Source organism: Thorsellia kenyensis, assembly GCF_042432445.1.
GTDB lineage: Bacteria > Pseudomonadota > Gammaproteobacteria > Enterobacterales > Thorselliaceae > Thorsellia > Thorsellia kenyensis.
In genome coordinates this window covers 40,880-58,488 of sequence record NZ_JBHLXE010000024.1, presented here as the reverse complement: position 1 = coordinate 58,488, position 17,609 = coordinate 40,880, and the positions used below count along the sequence as shown (strand labels likewise).

At 33.4% G+C, this 17,609-nt stretch carries 16 protein-coding genes; 5 read left to right on the top strand and 11 right to left on the bottom strand.

Features of this window, described 5'->3' with window-relative positions; all coding sequences use genetic code 11:
- Positions 1-60 precede the first annotated feature (60 nt).
- The 4 genes from fabI to ACFFIT_RS02315 form a co-directional block, all read right to left on the bottom strand.
- A complete protein-coding gene (fabI, locus tag ACFFIT_RS02330) occupies positions 61-849 on the bottom strand; it encodes an enoyl-ACP reductase FabI (RefSeq protein ID WP_385876018.1) in 789 nt (262 codons plus the stop codon).
- 212 nt (positions 850-1,061) lie between these two features.
- Positions 1,062-1,379, bottom strand: a complete 318-nt coding sequence (hspQ, locus tag ACFFIT_RS02325) for a heat shock protein HspQ (RefSeq protein WP_385876016.1) — start codon at positions 1,377-1,379, stop codon at positions 1,062-1,064.
- A gap of 45 nt (positions 1,380-1,424) precedes the next feature.
- Entirely contained in the window at positions 1,425-2,267 is an 843-nt protein-coding gene (gene nfo / locus ACFFIT_RS02320) for a deoxyribonuclease IV (protein WP_385876014.1), read from the bottom strand.
- A 28-nt stretch (positions 2,268-2,295) separates the two neighbouring features.
- The gene (locus ACFFIT_RS02315; protein ID WP_385876012.1) at positions 2,296-4,128 is read right to left on the bottom strand and encodes a SulP family inorganic anion transporter; all 1,833 of its coding nucleotides are present in this window, start codon (positions 4,126-4,128) and stop codon (positions 2,296-2,298) included.
- Positions 4,129-4,451: 323 nt separating this feature from the next.
- Between ACFFIT_RS02315 and ACFFIT_RS02310 the strand changes: the two genes are divergently transcribed.
- From ACFFIT_RS02310 to yciH, 3 genes are all read left to right on the top strand, one after another.
- Complete coding sequence (locus ACFFIT_RS02310) at positions 4,452-5,066, top strand: inner membrane-spanning protein YciB (RefSeq protein ID WP_385876010.1); 615 nt, start codon at positions 4,452-4,454, stop codon at positions 5,064-5,066.
- A 129-nt stretch (positions 5,067-5,195) separates the two neighbouring features.
- A complete protein-coding gene (gene smrB / locus ACFFIT_RS02305) occupies positions 5,196-5,735 on the top strand; it encodes an endonuclease SmrB (protein ID WP_385876009.1) in 540 nt (179 codons plus the stop codon).
- Positions 5,736-5,770: 35 nt separating this feature from the next.
- Complete coding sequence (gene yciH / locus ACFFIT_RS02300) at positions 5,771-6,097, top strand: stress response translation initiation inhibitor YciH (protein WP_385876007.1); 327 nt, start codon at positions 5,771-5,773, stop codon at positions 6,095-6,097.
- A gap of 63 nt (positions 6,098-6,160) precedes the next feature.
- Here yciH and ACFFIT_RS02295 read toward each other — a convergent pair whose 3' ends face one another.
- The 3 genes from ACFFIT_RS02295 to ACFFIT_RS02285 all read right to left on the bottom strand — a co-directional run bounded on the left by ACFFIT_RS02295 (position 6,161) and on the right by ACFFIT_RS02285 (position 9,434).
- On the bottom strand, positions 6,161-6,364 hold the full coding sequence (locus tag ACFFIT_RS02295; protein ID WP_385876005.1) for a YjfB family protein: 204 nt from the start codon (positions 6,362-6,364) through the stop codon (positions 6,161-6,163).
- 157 nt (positions 6,365-6,521) lie between these two features.
- Positions 6,522-7,655 carry a tRNA/rRNA methyltransferase gene (locus ACFFIT_RS02290; RefSeq protein WP_385876003.1) on the bottom strand — a complete coding sequence of 378 codons (1,134 nt, stop codon included), beginning with the start codon at positions 7,653-7,655 and terminating at the stop codon, positions 6,522-6,524.
- Between the two features lie 495 nt (positions 7,656-8,150).
- Positions 8,151-9,434 carry an MFS transporter gene (locus ACFFIT_RS02285; protein ID WP_385876001.1) on the bottom strand — a complete coding sequence of 428 codons (1,284 nt, stop codon included), beginning with the start codon at positions 9,432-9,434 and terminating at the stop codon, positions 8,151-8,153.
- 619 nt (positions 9,435-10,053) lie between these two features.
- On the opposite strand from ACFFIT_RS02285, the gene ACFFIT_RS02280 reads away from it, so the two are divergent.
- Positions 10,054-11,976, top strand: coding sequence for a hypothetical protein (locus ACFFIT_RS02280; protein WP_385876000.1), 1,923 nt, complete (start codon positions 10,054-10,056; stop codon positions 11,974-11,976).
- Positions 11,977-12,831: 855 nt separating this feature from the next.
- Here ACFFIT_RS02280 and ACFFIT_RS02275 read toward each other — a convergent pair.
- From ACFFIT_RS02275 to ACFFIT_RS02260, 4 genes are all read right to left on the bottom strand, one after another.
- Positions 12,832-12,996 carry a hypothetical protein gene (locus ACFFIT_RS02275; protein WP_385875998.1) on the bottom strand — a complete coding sequence of 55 codons (165 nt, stop codon included), beginning with the start codon at positions 12,994-12,996 and terminating at the stop codon, positions 12,832-12,834.
- A complete protein-coding gene (locus ACFFIT_RS02270; protein ID WP_385875996.1) occupies positions 12,983-13,183 on the bottom strand; it encodes a hypothetical protein in 201 nt (66 codons plus the stop codon). Before ACFFIT_RS02270 ends, ACFFIT_RS02275 begins: the two co-directional genes overlap by 14 nt.
- A 47-nt stretch (positions 13,184-13,230) precedes the next feature.
- Complete coding sequence (locus tag ACFFIT_RS02265) at positions 13,231-13,434, bottom strand: hypothetical protein (RefSeq protein WP_385875994.1); 204 nt, start codon at positions 13,432-13,434, stop codon at positions 13,231-13,233.
- A 319-nt stretch (positions 13,435-13,753) separates the two neighbouring features.
- Complete coding sequence (locus ACFFIT_RS02260) at positions 13,754-15,007, bottom strand: ammonium transporter (RefSeq protein ID WP_385875992.1); 1,254 nt, start codon at positions 15,005-15,007, stop codon at positions 13,754-13,756.
- Positions 15,008-15,897: 890 nt separating this feature from the next.
- Between ACFFIT_RS02260 and ACFFIT_RS02255 the strand changes: the two genes are divergently transcribed.
- Positions 15,898-17,445, top strand: a complete 1,548-nt coding sequence (locus ACFFIT_RS02255; RefSeq protein WP_385875990.1) for a nicotinate phosphoribosyltransferase — start codon at positions 15,898-15,900, stop codon at positions 17,443-17,445.
- Positions 17,446-17,609: the final 164 nt, after the last annotated feature.

Sequence of the window (17,609 nt, the reverse complement as noted above, 5' to 3'; positions counted from 1 at the left end):
CGATAGTCAACTTACTGTTTCTATCGGTTTGATATCATATAGCAATAATCTAACTAAAACTTATTTCAGTTCAAGTTCATTCATTGCCGCGATACTAAATCCACCATCAACATGTAATATTTCGCCTGTTACACCAGCTGCTAGATCAGAACATAAAAAAGCAGCAGAGTTACCTACGTCTTCAATAGTTACTGTGCGGCGGATAGGCGTGACAGATTCACAATGAGAGAGCATCTTACGGAAATCTTTAATTCCTGATGCAGCAAGAGTTCTAATTGGTCCTGCAGAGATCCCGTTAACACGAATACTTTGAGGACCCATTGCATTTGCCATGTATCTCACATTCGCTTCTAAAGACGCTTTAGCAAGCCCCATTACATTATAGTTAGGTATAGCGCGTTCAGCACCTAAGTAAGTTAGTGTTAAAAGCGCAGCATTAGGATTAAGCATTTCACGACAAGCTTTTGCCATAGCTACAAAACTGTAAGAGCTAATATCATGTGCTATTTTGAAGCCTTCGCGAGAAACTGCATTAACATAGTCGCCGTCTAACTGATCTGCAGGAGCGAAACCGATGGAGTGAACGAAACCATCAAAAGTCGGCCAATGCTTGGCAAGATCTTTAAACATGGTATCAATATTCTCGTCTTCAGCTACATCGCAGTGAAGGACGATAGATGAACCGAATTCTTCAGCAAAACCTTCAACACGGCCTTTTAATTTATCATTTTGATAGGTAAAAGCGAGTTCTGCACCTTGATCATGCATTGCTTTAGCAATACCGTGTGCGATTGATAATTTACTTGCAAGACCGGTGATTAAAATACGTTTACCAGATAAAAATCCCATATATACCTCAGATAGTTACTAAGAGTGTTGTATTAAAACACTCTATTTTATTGTTGTAGAAAAGTAAAAAATAAAGACTCATCTACAGTAAGCTTTTAGCGAAAAGTGAATATTACGATTGGATATTCATAGTAGAAATTCTTTCAGATAATTTACCACAAAATCTTAAATCAATCACTTGTTTTTGTAAACTTGTCTTTGAAGACTGAAAATTAAGTTCTGTTTTTCATGTAATTAAATTGGCTTAGAACAGAGCGACGGATATCATTGAGTTTTTCAGTTTCATCATCTTCTGAACTTAATCTTTCCATGATTTGTGTTTCAGCGAGGTAAGTGTGAATATGATTACCGTCTTCATCTTGTAATACCACATGGTACCATGGTCTTTTAAAAAAAGATTCATGAATATCTAATTCACTGATTTTCGGTTCAATCAAACCATATTCAGCATCAACATCCACAACGACTCCAGGCAAGCCTAATAGCTTATGCCTAACTGATTGGCCAATATTGAACTGAGTTTTAATCATAGTAATAAGCAATATCCTGTTAAAAAGTGAATGTTATAAACATAATTAATCCATCAAAGAGCGAAGCCATTGAATTTCCTCTTTCCATATGTCAGGGTTTATGGTTTCTAATATCAGGGGAATATCATCAAAAGCGGGGTTTTGCATAATAAATTTAAAAACATCTTCACCTATATTTCCTTGTCCAAGACTATGATGTCTGTCTACTCGACTAGCAAAAGTACTTTTTGCATCATTCAGATGCATCCCTTTTAAATAGTTAAAACCAACAATTTTTTCGAATTGTTCAAAAGTTTTTTTACAATCATCATGGGTTCTTAGATCATACCCCGCAGCAAAGGCATGACAAGTATCTATACAGACACCGACACGACTTTTATCATTGACACCCTCAATGATTTGAGCAAGATGTTCAAATTTATAACCGAGATTTGAGCCCTGTCCAGCGGTGTTTTCAATAACGGCAATAACGTTTGAGGTTGCATCTAATGCCATGTTTATTGAGTCACTAATTCTTGTGAGACACTCGTCAACAGTAATTTCGTTAAGATGACTTCCAGGATGAAAATTCAATAAAGAAAGACCTAAAAGATCTGCCCTTTGCATTTCATCAATAAACGCATTCCTTGATTTAACCAAAGATTCATGATTAGGATGCCCTAAGTTAATTAAATAACTATCATGGGGAAGAATTTTAGTTTTATCAATCGCATACTTTATACAATTAGCATTGAAGGCTTCTATAATCTCTTTACTTAAAGGAGGGGCTTGCCACTGCCTTTGGTTTTTTGTGAAAAGAGCAAGGGCATTAGCATTTATTTCATGAGCCCTTTCAATGGCGTTATGTACACCGCCAGATGCGCTCACATGTGCGCCAATATATTTCATTAGAATAATCCTTTACAATTGATTTAATTTAAATAGGCTTTAGCGCATTATAATGGCTTAAACTAATTATTGGGGCATTTTTATCAATTTCAACTTTGTTTCGGATGGTTTCTTGAGTATTAATCGTTGAATTTGAATCACTATTTTCAATTTGATTCTCCTCATCTATTTGAGTGATACTTTGCACATAGCGAACAGCGAGGTATAAATCATTAAACAAAAGCCAATCTTTATTGGTTTCTTTGACTCTAAGCCATTGAGTTAAATTGGTTTTTCTGCCCGCAAAAAGAATTTGAATTCCTTTGATGTTTAACTCTTTTTTAAGTTCTTTGAGTCCAGCTATGACACTCACGTCAGAATGAGTTAATGCAGAAACAGCATCAATAATCACCCACTTTATTTCTGTTGATTCTAAGCCATCAGAGTTTTCTACTAACTGATTTATTCTTCTTTTAAAGTAGGCAATATTGAAATAAGTCAGAGGAGAGTTAAAACGGTAGATGATGGTATTTTCAATCGGTTTTACCTCCTTGTTTGAAGAAAGAGAATGAATTCTGCCTTCCTCATCAGCACCTAGCAAACTTTCAGTAGGCCTAAAAATAATTCTCAAAAATTGCATCAAACCGACTAATACAGCTAAGCCAATACCAGCGATAACTCCAACAGTGAGTACCATGACGACCGTGAAAATAGCTAAACGAAAAGCTGCTTTATCTCGTTTGCGTAATTTTCTGATATTCTTGAAATCGATAAGTGACCATGTAGCATAAATAAGAACAACACCAAGAGACGAAATCGGTATGTATTTCAAAGGGGCAGTCATAAAAAAGAGTACAAAGGCAATAACCGCTGCGGCTATGATTGAAACCAGTTGAGTTTTACCACCTACATTGTCATTCACAGCCGTTCTTGAGCTTGCTCCACTCACAGCGAAACCTTGCGAAATAGCAGAAAGAATATTGGCAATACCAAGCGCCCTAAACTCTGCATTCGCATCAATCTCATAGCGATTTTTTGTAGCAAAACTTCTTGCTGTTAGCATGAGGCTAACAAAGCTAACTAGGGCTAAATTTAATGAGGGAACTAATAGTTCACGAAGTAATCCAGGCGGAAAATTAGAAAAATCAGGTAATGAACTAGATTTTCTGACTTCACCAATCATGTCTATATTAAATTGTTCTGCCAAGAATGCAGCTAGAAACGTCATGATTACCATAACTATTAAGGGTGCAGGTAATTTTGAAAAAAAACGCCTAAAGAGAATCAAAAGGGCTAAAGTTAGAGCTGAACTGATAAAACTAGGCCAGTGGATGGTTTGTATTTCTACTGGTAGATTATATAAAATTTCAATTAATTGATTGCTATTACTTGTATATCCTAATACTTTATTTAATTGACCAATGATAATTGTAATGGCTACACCGTTAAGTAACCCGGTTAAAATAGGACGAGATAATAAATCCGCTAGTGCTCCTAGATGGAGTTTACTTGCTATTAAGCACCAAATACCTGTCATAAATGTCATTATGATCACTAATTGAAGATAAACTTGAGGGTTTGAGAGAGCTAATGGAGCTACAACTGCAGCAATAATTGCACAAGTCGCAGCATCAGGGCCTATGATTAACTGTCGAGAGGAGCCAAAAAGTGCATAAGCAATCATAGGTAATATACATGCATAAAGACCCACAATAGGACTAACCCCAGTTAATTCGGCATAGGCAATTGCAATTGGTAAAGCTACAGCACTTACAGAAAGCCCCGCTTTGATATCAGGGCCAAGCCAGTCTCTTTGATATTCGAAGAGGTTTTTGAGGCCAGGCATAAATTTAAACAGGGTATATTTACTCAAAAGTTTCATCATAAAGTCCGTTTTGTCAGTAATGCATTTGTGTAATTATTTCAAATTATGGAATATAACTCATTTTGAGTAAATATAATGTGCTTAATGGTATTTGTAAAGCTACAAAGCCGAAGATGTGTATTTAAAAGCCGTTATCCAATATATTTTAAAATCATCACGAGATTAATATCTCGCGCTAATAAAACGACGTGAGCATGTAGTAAATAAGAATGAAGACTCTAATTTGCCAAGTTTTACAACTTAGATCTATAAGATAAACTTAAATATAGTCACACTATGTGCTAAAATTTAGTACTTTTTTAACTGATAGGATTTCATATATGAATGCGATTTTAAAATTTTTACCTGTGATCATATTTTTTGTCATCTACAAAAAATATGATATTTTTTTAGCGACTAAAGCCCTTATAGGTCTTACAGTTCTTTCGACCGTAATCTATTATTTTTTGTATAAACGAATCGATAAGATGATGCTTTTTAGTAATATTTTATTGGTTATTTTTGGATTATTGACCATCAAATTTCAAAATGAATCCTTTTTAATATGGAAAGTCACCATAATTTATTGGATTTTAGCAATAGGATTGGTAATAACTACCTTCGTTACTAAAAAAAGTGCGATGGAGGTGGCGATGAAAGATGAACTTACTGCGCCAAAGCACGTTTGGCGAAATATCAATATTGCACTTATTATTTTTTTAATTTTTTGCAGTGGCTTAAATTTATTTGTTGGATGGCATTATGATTTAGACACATGGGTAAATTTTAAGATGTTTGGTATGCCTGTTCTACTGGTTGTTTTTTTGGTTCTACAAATGGTATATCTGTTTAAAAATGCCAAGATGATTGAAAAAAATGAAAATACGAGTTTGCAAACGGATATTGATTCTCAAATGCAAAACTCTTCTGACAAAACCACTGATACGCAAAAATAAGACATAGGGAAATCAAAAATATCATTGCAATAGATGAGATATTAATTAGTACTGATGTACCTTTAATACAATGAAAAATTCCAATCAAAAGAATTTGATTATTTTAAGCGCAATGTGATGGTGAAGAATATGGATAAATTTGAAGAGCTGAGTCTATTTAGAGAAGCGACAAAAGGAGCTAAAATCCTAAAGCAAGATGTTATTATCCCTAAAACATATAATAAATCTAGAAATGCTTATAATCAATTCAATCGCTCAAAAGATAACAAAGAAAATGAGGAATTATTCTTTCCTTTTTCTGATATCTATCAACCGAATCTGCCGACAGAGGGCCCAATGCGTTTTATACAACCTAACGTGGACAGTTTTGAACTTAAACGCTTGGGAAGAGGTGACTACACACCTGAATTATTTTTGGATGTGCATGGACTTACCCAATTGCAAGCAAAAAGAGAAATAAGTGCATTAGTTACTGCTTGTCTAAAAGAGAGTGTGCAGTGTGCTTGCATAATGCACGGTTTTGGAAAAAATATCCTTAAACAAAACATTCCTTTTTGGTTAGCCCAACACCCTTCAATTCTCGCATTTCATCAAGCGACAAAGGCATGGGGAGGAGAATCTGCTCTACTTTTGCTTTTAAATGTTGAACTAGATCTTTTTAGAAGGTAATCACTGATTAATTTAAACATTCAATAGGTAATTTAATGGAAGACAACAATAGTCAATTGGTTTATTCAACTGCGATAGGAAGAATTAAGGAAGAACCTAAAAAAACAGAGCGACCTAAAGGAGACGGTATTGTCAGAATCAGTCGCCAAACGACTGGAAGAAAAGGAAAAGGGGTCTGCATTATCACCGGATTAGATTTGGATGACACTCAAATAAGTGAACTGACTTCAGCACTTAAAAAAAAATTAGGCTGTGGCGGAGTTTGTAAAAACGGTATAATTGAAATCCAAGGGGATAAACGAGAATTAATAAAGCAATTTCTTGAAGATAAAGGGTTTAAAGTTAAACTGGCCGGCGGATAATTTAATCCGCTTTTGAAAAATGGTTACCTTATTAACGAAGGTAACCCAAAAACTGCTAAACAGTTAGGCAGTTGTATTGATTCGAGTACCAACACTACCGCTAGTTGCGAGAGGAGATTGGTTAATCATTGAAATTAATGAAGCTGCATGGCTTTCATTGATGTCCATAGTTTTTTTCATAACAGAAGTGCTGACTTGTGATTGCAATGAAATTTGATCTAACGCTGAAGCGGTAGAAACGATTGAGTTAACTGCACCTACGTCCATAATAGACTCCTTAGTTTAATTAAGTGATTTGTATCACTCAGATTAATTTCAAATTCATAAAACATTTTAATTCTACCTTAAAGATAGAGGTTGTAAAACTATTTTACTGAAATTGACACTTTTGTAACATTTATTCAGTCTAAGCCATTGACCATTGTTATTGGCTATCATTTTTCTGAAAAAAATGAGTATCTTGCCACCATTTAGATAAAATGATGGCTGTAGCAACTGATACATTCAAACTTTCAACTTGACCGGTACCATCAATGGAAATTTTTAAATTTCCTTTTTCCCATGTACTATCTGTCAAGCCATCTTGTTCTTGTCCGATGAGTAAAACACACTTATTGGGTAATTTTGTTTTAGAAAGTGGTTTTCCTTGATGACTTGAAGTGCTTATCAACGTATAACCCGCTTTTTGTAGGCAGATGAGTGAATCATAAAAATCGATTGTATTTATCGGTTTTACAAATTCAGCGCCTCCTTCTGCTGTTCTTATCGCTGCACCAGACTCTAAAATGGAAGGATCTTGATGAATAATCGCTTTAACTCCAAAGTGTGCAGCTGATCTAACGATTGCACCAATATTATGTGGGTTTGCAACACCTTCTAATGCTAAAATACAGTCATTTTTTTGTGCTGATTGAATGTATTCATTTAACTCAAAATAAGGTCTTTTTTTAACAATAAAACAAACCCCACCATGATGCTCAGTCCCTGCAATTTTAATTAACTCTTCTTTAGCAACTATATTGTAGCCAAGCTTTTGTTTTGCAAGGAAGCTTAAGGTATTTTTAAATCGATAAGTTATTGACTCAACAAACCATGCTTTGATAATAGATTCTTTTCTGTATTTGAATATTGCTTGGCAAGCATTTTCACCATAAACTTTAATTTCATTTTGTCTTTGTGATTTTAATAGTGCCTTAAATTCTGCATCTTCAGACGTTATACTCTCTTCATTTGATATCAAATAGTCATCATGGGATTGAGATACATTTGGCATCTCTCTTTCATCTTGATATTGACTTAACCACTCTCTGCTCTTAGGGCTAATTTGTTGGCCAGGCAATGTGCGACTTTTTTTAGGGTTCTTATGTTGTGTTTGTTGTTCTGTTGTACTCCAGCGCTTTGATCTACTCGTTGAATTTGCCCTATCATGATTTCTATCTTTACTTCTATCTCTGTCCTTGTAAACATTTAGAGAAGTGTTTCCTTCTTTATTTTCCTTTTTGACGTAAGATACTTTTATTTTGCCTTTTTTGCCTATAGCTTCTTTTTCTTCAAACATGTTTTGCCCTATATTTTAAAAACTGAATCGAAAGGTTATCATTTTTTATATCACATGACTATCTTGAGCATATTAATACATAACCTGATTTTTTACGATGAATAAATTTTAAAAACGTTTTTGACTTAAGATTAATTTAGATGATAGCAACTTTGCAATAATTGGATGGAGAGTGAGGAATAGAGATTTTATTTTTTAATAGCCTAAGGCTGTATGTGCATATAGAAAGGCAAAATTTGAGTTTTAGTATAAGTGCAATAATTAGCTTGATTGAGTATGGCATGTCTCAGTAAGTGTACTATGAGAAATAGGCTTTTATTTTTGCAAAATATAGAAATATTGGCATGCAATGATCCAAGCTTAAATGAGGTAATGTTAGTCACTATTTGTTAAATTTGTGGGTCAGTGACAACGTTTATGTTTACATCCTGACTTAAAAGCAGTGATGTAAACATACATAAAAATTAAAAAATATTGTTTAAGCCTACCTCATAATTAGACTTGCAGGTTAGTATCTTTTGTTTCATGAGTTAAGAACAAAGCCAATAGACTAATGCTTGCAGCAATGCTTATATAAAAACCAACATAACTTAATCCTCCCATTAGGAAAAGTTTTTGTGCCAAATAAGGGGCTAATGAGGCGCCAAGAATTCCCCCTAAGTTATAGGCAAATGAGGCGCCTGTATAACGAACTTGCGTTGGAAATAATTCAGGTAAAAAAGCACCCATTGGTGCAAATGTCATCCCCATCATAAATAGACTTAAAGCGAGAAATGCAAAAATACCCCAATACCCAAAACCTAAAAGTGGCTCTAGCGTAAATCCTGTCATAAAAGCAATAATACCACTTATGATTAGAATTGGTTTTCTGCCAAATTTATCACAAAGTGCTGCTGATATAGGGGTTGCAATTGCCATAAATACAATAGCTCCACACATCAATGGAAGAATGTCGCTTCTAGAAAAACCCATATACTCTGTACTGTGTTTAAGAGTGTACACAGTGGCAATATAGAATAATGCGTAACATACCACCATTGATAAAGAGCCAAGAACAAGTGGTTTTGCATGTTTAGTCAGCACTTCTTTTACAGGCGCTTTACTTAATTGTTGTTTCTCTTGGGCTTTTTTGAAAGCTGGTGTTTCTGCAATACTTAGGCGCACATATAATCCAATAACGACAAGCACTGCACTAAGGACAAAAGGTACACGCCATCCCCAACTTTTAAATGCGTCATCCGTAAGTGAAATTGATAATAGGAAAAAAATTCCACTGGACAGTAAAAAACCTACAGAAGGACCCAGTTGAGGAAACATTCCATACCACGCTTTTTTATTTTTAGGAGCATATTCAGTGGCCAATAAAGCAGCGCCTCCCCATTCACCACCAAGTCCTAAGCCTTGTAAAAATCGCAATACACATAAGATGACTGGTGCTGCTATGCCCCATTGCGCATAAGAGGGTAATAAACCTATCAGAGTGGTCGCAATGCCCATTAGGAGTAGAGAACTGACGAGTACTGTTTTTCTTCCTAAACGGTCGCCAAAATGGCCAAAAAGCAACGACCCAATGGGTCTTGCAACAAATGCAATACCAAAAGTGACAAAGGCATTTAATGTTTGAGCAGAGGCGTCCCCTGGAGGAAAAAAAATGGGACCAATGACCAATGCAACAGCGGTAGCATAGATATAAAAATCATAATACTCTATCGCTGTACCAATGAAACTAGCCGTTGCTACTTTACTCATACTAGGTGGTTTTGATTGATTATTTGACATATTATTCTCCAAGTAATGTCATCCATATTGGGATGATAAAAAAATAGCATTGGTTATCATCCAAAGATTTAAAGTTTAAAATGTATTTTTAATGAATTGACATGAAATAATTCAGCCCATGCCAATAAATTTAATTCCCCAGTTTTTTTGTCTTAACTGTAATGCAACAATCATCAATAAACGTTTGATAAAAAAATTCATAAGGGAATAGATGGTCTAAAAAGTTACTTTATTCTCTCGCATTAAATTTTTATTGTTGTTATTCAGCGTATTAGATAATTCAGGGATATCAAGAGTAAAAAATCATTTGTAAGTTTATGAAAATAAATTGTAAGGTTATTATTTAAAGTTAAGAATATAGGTAAGCTTTTGAATTATGTCAATGAACAAATTTAACGTTTTAATAAAAAAGCGGTAAATTTTTTATTCATAGATGAACTTAAATGTTTATGTGAATCTATTTAACAAGGCAAACCTGATGTCAAATAAATAACTCTGTCTGAATTAGCGATTAATTTAGTACTTTGAGTCGACTTTTTATTTACTATAACTGTTGCTTTATTTTTTATTCTAATCACAGATTAAAAATAGATGCCTATCGAGAAGGGCTAAATAACATATGGATAGAGCAAAAAACACACTAACAGGACAAGCTCTTTTTGATTGGTTTGAAGAGCTTGAACATGATATTGATGAATATTATGAAAGTACAGAAGCCATCAGTAATGAAGATAATTTGACTGACATTGAAATTCAAAACAAAGTCATTCAAAAACGATTGGAATTATTAGGTAATCAAACGCTAGCGCCAGATAATTTATTTCTATTAAACAAAGTGTTTACTATAAAAACTAATCTCATGCAGCTTGATGAGTGCGCATTTGTATTAGATCACTTTCTGATAGACATGAATCACCAAAATACATTAAGTGAAAATAATCGAGTATTTTTAGACTTTTTTGTAAACATCCATCGAATTGAATTAGCCAATTTGACTAAGAATAAAATCTGTCTGCATGTATTAACTATTAAAATAGTTAATACTTTTTATCAACTTGAAAAAGCTCTTTTTCTAAAAGAGAACTTAGCCTTTGTTGAATCGGATTATTATATTGATAATGTTGCGTTTATTCATGAACGGTTGAACTATTTAAAACAGCTATTAAGTAAACATGCGCCTAGTTCTATTGCAGCAGATTATATGTTTCATCATAAGCGCCTTTTATTTAAGAATGAATTTTTATCGTTATCTAACACTAATCTCCCCTTACCCAAAAAATTACCACAACTCTTTCGAGAAGTACTAAGTCTCTACTATCACAGGTTATGCGTTTATCTTGCAGAGGACGATAAACTTATGCTAACGGTTTATCTTGATAAAGTAAATTTCTTAATTAATGCATTTGGAAAAAAATATAACTATGATATTTTTTTGTTAAAGATAGATGTTCTGCTTCTCTATTGTACACACCTTGATCTTGCTGAAAAGAATAAAGAACCCACTGAAAAAAAATGGCTTGAATGGATAAGCAATAAATATCACTTTACGCCCTTAAGCGGCAATCCACCTATTTTACTTTTCTTATATGAGTCTTGGTTTAAAACACAAAAGGATGTAGAAGAGTCAATAGATACATATAAACATATAACAAAATTAAATGTAGTGTTAAAGGTAAAACGTATTAAACTTTTTATTCTTTATGAACAAAAGAAATACCAAGAGCTAAGATCAGCTATTAAAGAAAATCTGTATGATTTAGATGATGCAACGGATGCCCTTTGTTTAGACTGTAATTTAAAAGTAAATTTAACTCCAATAAATGACAGAAAAGATAAACAATTAGACGAAAGTGCTGCATTTTTTAAGACACTTATCGACTCAATTAGATATTTAACTGATCAGCAAAAATACAGTTATGTTTGGATGAAATATGTAGGGACCGATTCAATCGAACTAGGGGAGTTAAGGTCCTTAATAATAAAACTCTTCAATTTATTATATTCTCATACTAGTTATTGGGATAAAGGGATAATGGTAACCCCAGATAAAACACAAATTGATCATTTATTATCTAAAGCAAAAGCACTTGAAGAACTAAATCCTTGGGTAATAGAAGCAGAGTTAACTCATTGCATTTACAAACAAAATACTGTTCGAATGATTGAAATAGTTGAATTATTAGAGAACAAAGATATAGAATTAGGATCAAATTTTTTTATCACTTATTTTTGTCAATATCTTTTTAAAAAAATCAAACACTACCCATCACATTCTCATGACTGTTTACGCTTTGTATATCCGACAGAGGCGCGAACGTTAAGCCTCTTTGCGGATAGAATCATCGATGTATTTGACGAGTATGCTATGAGTATTCAAAGAAATGCAAAACTAGATAAAAAATCCATTATTATTATGTTTTATGAAAGTTTGCTGCAAAGCTATGATGTTTTTATTAGTCGTTCTTACGGTCAAGTCATGGATGCTGATCTTTCTACATTTGAAAATGCGATTAACTACCATAAAAATCTATTGTGTCCTTAATAGATCCAACATGGCAAAATATGTTTATGTTTTTTTAGATCTAACTATATATTTAGTCAACAGTAAAAATTTAGATTATTTTTCCACGTTACCATTTGTTTTTGATAATAGAAAAGCTAGTTTTAAACTCTTTTTTATTATTGTAAAGCCTATTTCTAAGGTTTTAGATAGTATTAAGGCGAGTATAACGCCCAAGCATGAAAAAAACTTTAGAGGTAAATTATATTTTGTACATATTTACATAATTAGATTCGACTATGCTCAGTATTTTCCAGCCGATATTTCGCTGTTCAAAAAATGCTTACTTAAAAGGTTTTTTTGTGAGTTTTATTATGTTATTTTTTATAAACAATTGATATAATTTAAAAAAATCAATTGTGACTTTTTGAACAGCGGAATGTCGATTTAAAGGATTCGATAAAAAGATGCCGAATTTCTTTATCAGCCATGTATTGTATAAATTGGGTGCATTCTGGTTTTTTAATTTGATTGTGAAAAGGCTTATAGTACTGGTTTGATTTAGTTGTATTTATAGTCTGAATAATATCAACAAGATTAGCATCATCTTACAACTCAAGGTTTGAATTAAAAAATTGACAACTATCTTGACAAGTTCCGATACTTGCCTTAAAGACGTTATTTTACAATGTTAGGGTCGGCTGTATTCACTTTTTTTATGCTACAGTATGATTTTAACTCTTTGGAAAATAGCTATACTTGCCACCTTAGGCTATATAATTCAAGTACGCTTTTTGCACTAAACTGCTCCACAGGTAGGTTCGTGATTAAATATGCTTTATTATTGGTTTTTCTATCCCTGAATTTGAACACCCTAAATGTTTCATCAAACTTCCATCATTTAACCGTTAAATCAACTACCTTATCTTTACCAATATTGAGTTTCTTCAGTTTTACAATAGAGGTTTGACCGCTCTCATATTTAAGACAAGAAATTCGTTCGCGTGTGTCAGGAGCTAAGTAATCAACCACTTCCGGGTTAATACTTTTATCCGCTCGCATAAAATAAAAATCCTTTAAATTGATTGATTCCTTTACAATATTCGATATCAAAATACCCTGCATTCATTAATACAAGGGTATCTTTAAGTTCATCTGCAAATGGCCTATAATGTTTTTCACTTTCTTTATCTGCATCAAGCCCAACATAGTTAGCAGTACCCGCTACCAAATCAAATGTAAGATGCATTTCAATTGCTGCGGGGTAAGTTTTAGTGCGCTGTGAGCCGATGACTGTTAATTTTTTTCCTCTTGTTCGTGCTGGGTTTTGTTTAGTGCTTGTTCTCCTTTTGTCGGGCGCTCTCTCTTTTTGGGAGGTTGCTGAGCTTTTTTATTTTCAGGTTGTGTATCAGTTGTTGAGTTTTCTTCATTTTTTACTGTTTTTACTTTCTCTTTAGATTCTATTGCTTTTGTATCATGACTTACTGTCTCAAATAACATCTCAGATAAATGTTTTTGAACAAAGGACTTTAACAGAATGATCTAACACTATTAGAGTTCATTGTATGTTGTTTTTTGTCATAGCCAAGATGCTCGGTAATTTCTTTTTTTAAAGCTGTTTCAACAATAATCTCCTTTATTATTCTTGAAAATTGGTTTAGGTTAGCTTCAGTTTTAATGTTTTTAGAAAATTTTGCACCTAAAGCTTTAAGTTGTTTTTCGTCTATTAGGTACCTGCCTATTTTTAATGTTTAAAAATAAACATATCAAAAAGGGGCAAATACACAATTTGAATTACATCCTCTTGGGTTGACCGTTTTTAATAGATTGACTCTGAATGTAGGCTTATATCAAGGCCCTGAGTTTCTTGTTCTAGACTTACTCTAGGTTCTTTAAATACCAAATGCAGTATTTTGATGCCCACGAAACTAACAGAGCAGGACCAAATGAGTGTAATTAGTACTCCTTCTAACTGAATCCATAGCTGCCATAGTAAATCAATAAATCCACCTGATTGAGTACCACCGAAGAATTGAAAACAGAAAATTCCTGTCAATAACGCCCCTATCACGCCACCCATGCCGTGGATCCCAAATACATCTAAACTATCATCGATTTTATAACGGTGTTTTATTAATTCCACCACGAAATAACAGCATACAGTTGTAATAATACTGATAAAAATCGCACCTAAAAAACCGACATAAGCTGCGGCGGGTGTAATGCCGACTAAACCAGAAATTAAGCCTGAACATAGTCCTAAAAGAGATATTTTTTTATGTTTGATTTGATCTATAAATGCCCAAGTCAATAAGCCTATCAAGCCCGCAATTAATGTATTAAAAAACGAGATAATTGCATTAAAAGACATCTCTAAAGCAGAGCCTGAATTAAATCCAAACCATCCTACCCACAAAAAAGCAACACCAATATAAGTCATTATCAAATTATGTGGTTTTAAAATTTCTTTATCAAACCCTTTTCTTCTTCCTATCATCAAAGCACCAACAATAGCCGCTGCTCCTGCATTAATGTGTACTACTGTTCCTCCAGCAAAGTCTAATGCACCTCGTTTAAATAACCAACCAGGGTGGCTCTCACTTGAAAACCAGACCATATGGGCAACAGGTAAATAAGAAAAAACAAACCAAATCGTAACAAAGACAAGTAAGCATACGAGTTTAATTCTTTCCACTAAGGCCCCTACAATTAAAGCGCAAGATAATCCTGCAAAAATTCCTTGGAATATAACAAAGCTTAATTCAGGTATATTACCAATGATTAAAAAAGTTTCTTGTGATAAATTTACTGTGCCCTTTAGCCCTATTTTATCTAATCCACCAATAATCGAATTAAATTCAGTAAATACAATAGAGTAACCAAATATAACCCAAAGAAACAATCCAACGACAAAAGCACTAGTGACCTGAATAACTACAGAAAGTGTGTTTTTTCGGCTGACCATACCTGCATAAAATAATGCCATTCCAGGAATAACCATTAAAAGTACCAATAAGGATGTAAACGTTACCCAAAAGGTATCTAGCGCATTAATATCTGAAAAAGAATGCATGACAATGATCTCCAATAAATTTACATAAAATATAAAACGTGATGTACCGCACATTTAATTTAAATGTATTTAATGTCTTATACAATTCTTTTCTTCTGATAGGGAAAAAAAATCTTGTTTGCCCAGCAAAACAGGCAAAACCATCTATTTTAAAGAGAGTGGGCATATGATGGATTTTTAGAGTAATTGATTTTTAATGCTTTATTTCTAATGTGGTTTTTAGGGGTGTTTTTACCGAAATCAATTTAAAAGGAACCTAATATATTATCAAATGTAGTTTCTGACACAAACATAAACCTATCACAGTTTCAGCTTCTCAAAGCCTGTTAGATCATTCTGTTAAAGTCCTTCCTAGTGCAGTTTATTAGATGAAATTTTCTCATTTATTTTGAAGAATTGTAGGAGATCTAATACGAAACGATATAGAGAAACTGAGATGTTTACATCAGATCTGATCCCTTACTGCCAAATAAAATGCTTAGAATCAGATCTGCACAAAAAACAATCTTAAGAAATATCGTATGAATGCGCAATATAAGATAGACTGAAGATGATTACAGGAAAACCGTATCTTTATAGGGTACCTAGTTCAATTTCACTAGAGGAAATCGTTATATTCGATCTTCCCGCAGTCAATGTGGCTTTTTTACACGCTTAACTCATAATTTCGACTTCTAAACTGGAAATATGCATCCCAAGATAGATAAATTGATTGAATAATTTTTATGTGTAGTTTTGGTTTGATATAAAAAACATAATTGACAAAAAAATAATTAATAGTATTATTTTTTAAACATTTAATGTGGTAATTAAACAACTTTAATCATTTAAATCTAATCTACTTGTTTAGATCTGAGCATAAAATAATACAGATCAAAAGGGACAATAAAATGAAACTATCCGCAATAAACGCCATTGATTGGTATAAAGTCTCACACAAAGAACAATACCCTCAAGGTACCTCTCTTGTATTTTCTAATTTCACACCAAGATCAGATAAAAATATCCCTAAATCATCCTGCTGGGATGAGAAAGTAGTCGTTTTTGGTCTGCAGGGGTTTATAAAGTGGTATTTAATAGATCTCTGGAATGAAACATTTTTTCAACGTTCAAAAATAGAAGTGGTTAATGAATATAAGCGTAGGGTGGAAGGTGCTTTAGGAAAAGGTGCAATAGAATATGATCATATTGAGGCATTACATGATTTAGGTTATTTACCTATCGAAATAAAAGCGCTTGCAGAGGGGGTACGTTCTAGTATACAAATCCCTATTTACACTATTCATAACACACATCCTGATTTTTTTTGGTTAACGAATTATCTTGAATCGGTAATGAACGCGGAAAATTGGAAAAGCATTACTGCCGCAACAATTGCCTTTCAGTATCGTCAAATTTGTGAAAAGTATGCCCAAATAAGTTGTGATGATAATACCCACATTACCTTCCAATGCCATGATTTTAGTTTTCGAGGCATGAGTGGTTTGTATGATACAGCTCAGTCTAGCGCTGGGCATCTTCTTAGTTTTACCGGCACTGATAGTGTACTTGCAATTGACTACTTAGATTTATATTACCAAGGCCATAAATCTAAAAATATAGGTTGCTCTATACCAGCAAGTGAACACTCAACAGCAACAACAAATATTGCTTTAGGATTTGAGTTACTTAAAACAACTGAAGATAAAACCGCAATTCATTTATCTGACGATGAAATGAGAGCCATCGCTGAAGAACATTTTTTTAAGGCGTTCATAACAACAATATATCCTAATGGATTTTGTTCTTATGTTGCTGATAGTTTTGATTATTGGAGAACGATTTCTCAAACTGCATTAAAATTTAAAAATGAGATATTAGCAAGAGATGGTAGAGTAGTTTTTCGCCCAGACAGTGGTGATCCGCTCACTTTAGTATGTGGTGATCCTAATGCAAGTACTGAAGTTGAACGTAAGGGTTCGATTGAAGTTTTATGGGATATATTTGGCGGTACTATCAATTCTAAAGGATATAAAGTACTAGATCCTCATGTTGGATTAATCTATGGTGATTCGATAACACTTGCACGTGCAGAATCTATTTTAGAGGGGCTTGAAAAAAAAGGGTTTGCATCAAGTAACATTGTGTTTGGTGTAGGCTCCCACAGCTATCAATATGTCACAAGGGATTCATTAGGATTTGCCGTAAAAGCCACAGCAGCGATAGTAAATAATAAAGAACTCATGGTGTACAAATCACCTAAAACCGACAAAGTAAAAAAATCGGCAAAAGGCTTTTTAAAAGTAATCGAAACTTTATCTGGATATGCATTGGTTGATGAAATTTCATTTGCAGAAATTGAAAAAGATAATGCATTAAAAACCGTATTTAAAAATGGAGAACTCATTGTGAATTACTCGCTAGAAGAAATAAGAAATAGGCTTCTTAGTTCACTTTAAACTCTTTTTCTGTCATTTCTGAGATTTTGACTTTTTAATTACATGTGGTACGTTTCTTTTTAGGCTATAGAGTAGACATTAGATTTAATTGGTAATTAAAAGGTTTACAAATATCTAATCCATGGCATTATGAATGCATCACGCTAAAGTAACCTCTAACTCTA

What these genes read in the sequence shown, in the direction of transcription:
- fabI (WP_385876018.1), bottom strand. Translation starts at nt 849, where the DNA reads ATGGGATTTTTATCTGGTAAACGTATTTTAATCACCGGTCTTGCAAGT.
- hspQ (WP_385876016.1), bottom strand. Translation starts at nt 1,379, where the DNA reads ATGATTAAAACTCAGTTCAATATTGGCCAATCAGTTAGGCATAAGCTA.
- nfo (WP_385876014.1), bottom strand. Translation starts at nt 2,267, where the DNA reads ATGAAATATATTGGCGCACATGTGAGCGCATCTGGCGGTGTACATAAC.
- ACFFIT_RS02315 (WP_385876012.1), bottom strand. Translation starts at nt 4,128, where the DNA reads ATGAAACTTTTGAGTAAATATACCCTGTTTAAATTTATGCCTGGCCTC.
- ACFFIT_RS02310 (WP_385876010.1), top strand. Translation starts at nt 4,452, where the DNA reads ATGAATGCGATTTTAAAATTTTTACCTGTGATCATATTTTTTGTCATC.
- smrB (WP_385876009.1), top strand. Translation starts at nt 5,196, where the DNA reads ATGGATAAATTTGAAGAGCTGAGTCTATTTAGAGAAGCGACAAAAGGA.
- yciH (WP_385876007.1), top strand. Translation starts at nt 5,771, where the DNA reads ATGGAAGACAACAATAGTCAATTGGTTTATTCAACTGCGATAGGAAGA.
- ACFFIT_RS02295 (WP_385876005.1), bottom strand. Translation starts at nt 6,364, where the DNA reads ATGGACGTAGGTGCAGTTAACTCAATCGTTTCTACCGCTTCAGCGTTA.
- ACFFIT_RS02290 (WP_385876003.1), bottom strand. Translation starts at nt 7,655, where the DNA reads ATGTTTGAAGAAAAAGAAGCTATAGGCAAAAAAGGCAAAATAAAAGTA.
- ACFFIT_RS02285 (WP_385876001.1), bottom strand. Translation starts at nt 9,434, where the DNA reads ATGTCAAATAATCAATCAAAACCACCTAGTATGAGTAAAGTAGCAACG.
- ACFFIT_RS02280 (WP_385876000.1), top strand. Translation starts at nt 10,054, where the DNA reads ATGGATAGAGCAAAAAACACACTAACAGGACAAGCTCTTTTTGATTGG.
- ACFFIT_RS02275 (WP_385875998.1), bottom strand. Translation starts at nt 12,996, where the DNA reads ATGCGAGCGGATAAAAGTATTAACCCGGAAGTGGTTGATTACTTAGCT.
- ACFFIT_RS02270 (WP_385875996.1), bottom strand. Translation starts at nt 13,183, where the DNA reads ATGCATCTTACATTTGATTTGGTAGCGGGTACTGCTAACTATGTTGGG.
- ACFFIT_RS02265 (WP_385875994.1), bottom strand. Translation starts at nt 13,434, where the DNA reads ATGTTATTTGAGACAGTAAGTCATGATACAAAAGCAATAGAATCTAAA.
- ACFFIT_RS02260 (WP_385875992.1), bottom strand. Translation starts at nt 15,007, where the DNA reads ATGCATTCTTTTTCAGATATTAATGCGCTAGATACCTTTTGGGTAACG.
- ACFFIT_RS02255 (WP_385875990.1), top strand. Translation starts at nt 15,898, where the DNA reads ATGAAACTATCCGCAATAAACGCCATTGATTGGTATAAAGTCTCACAC.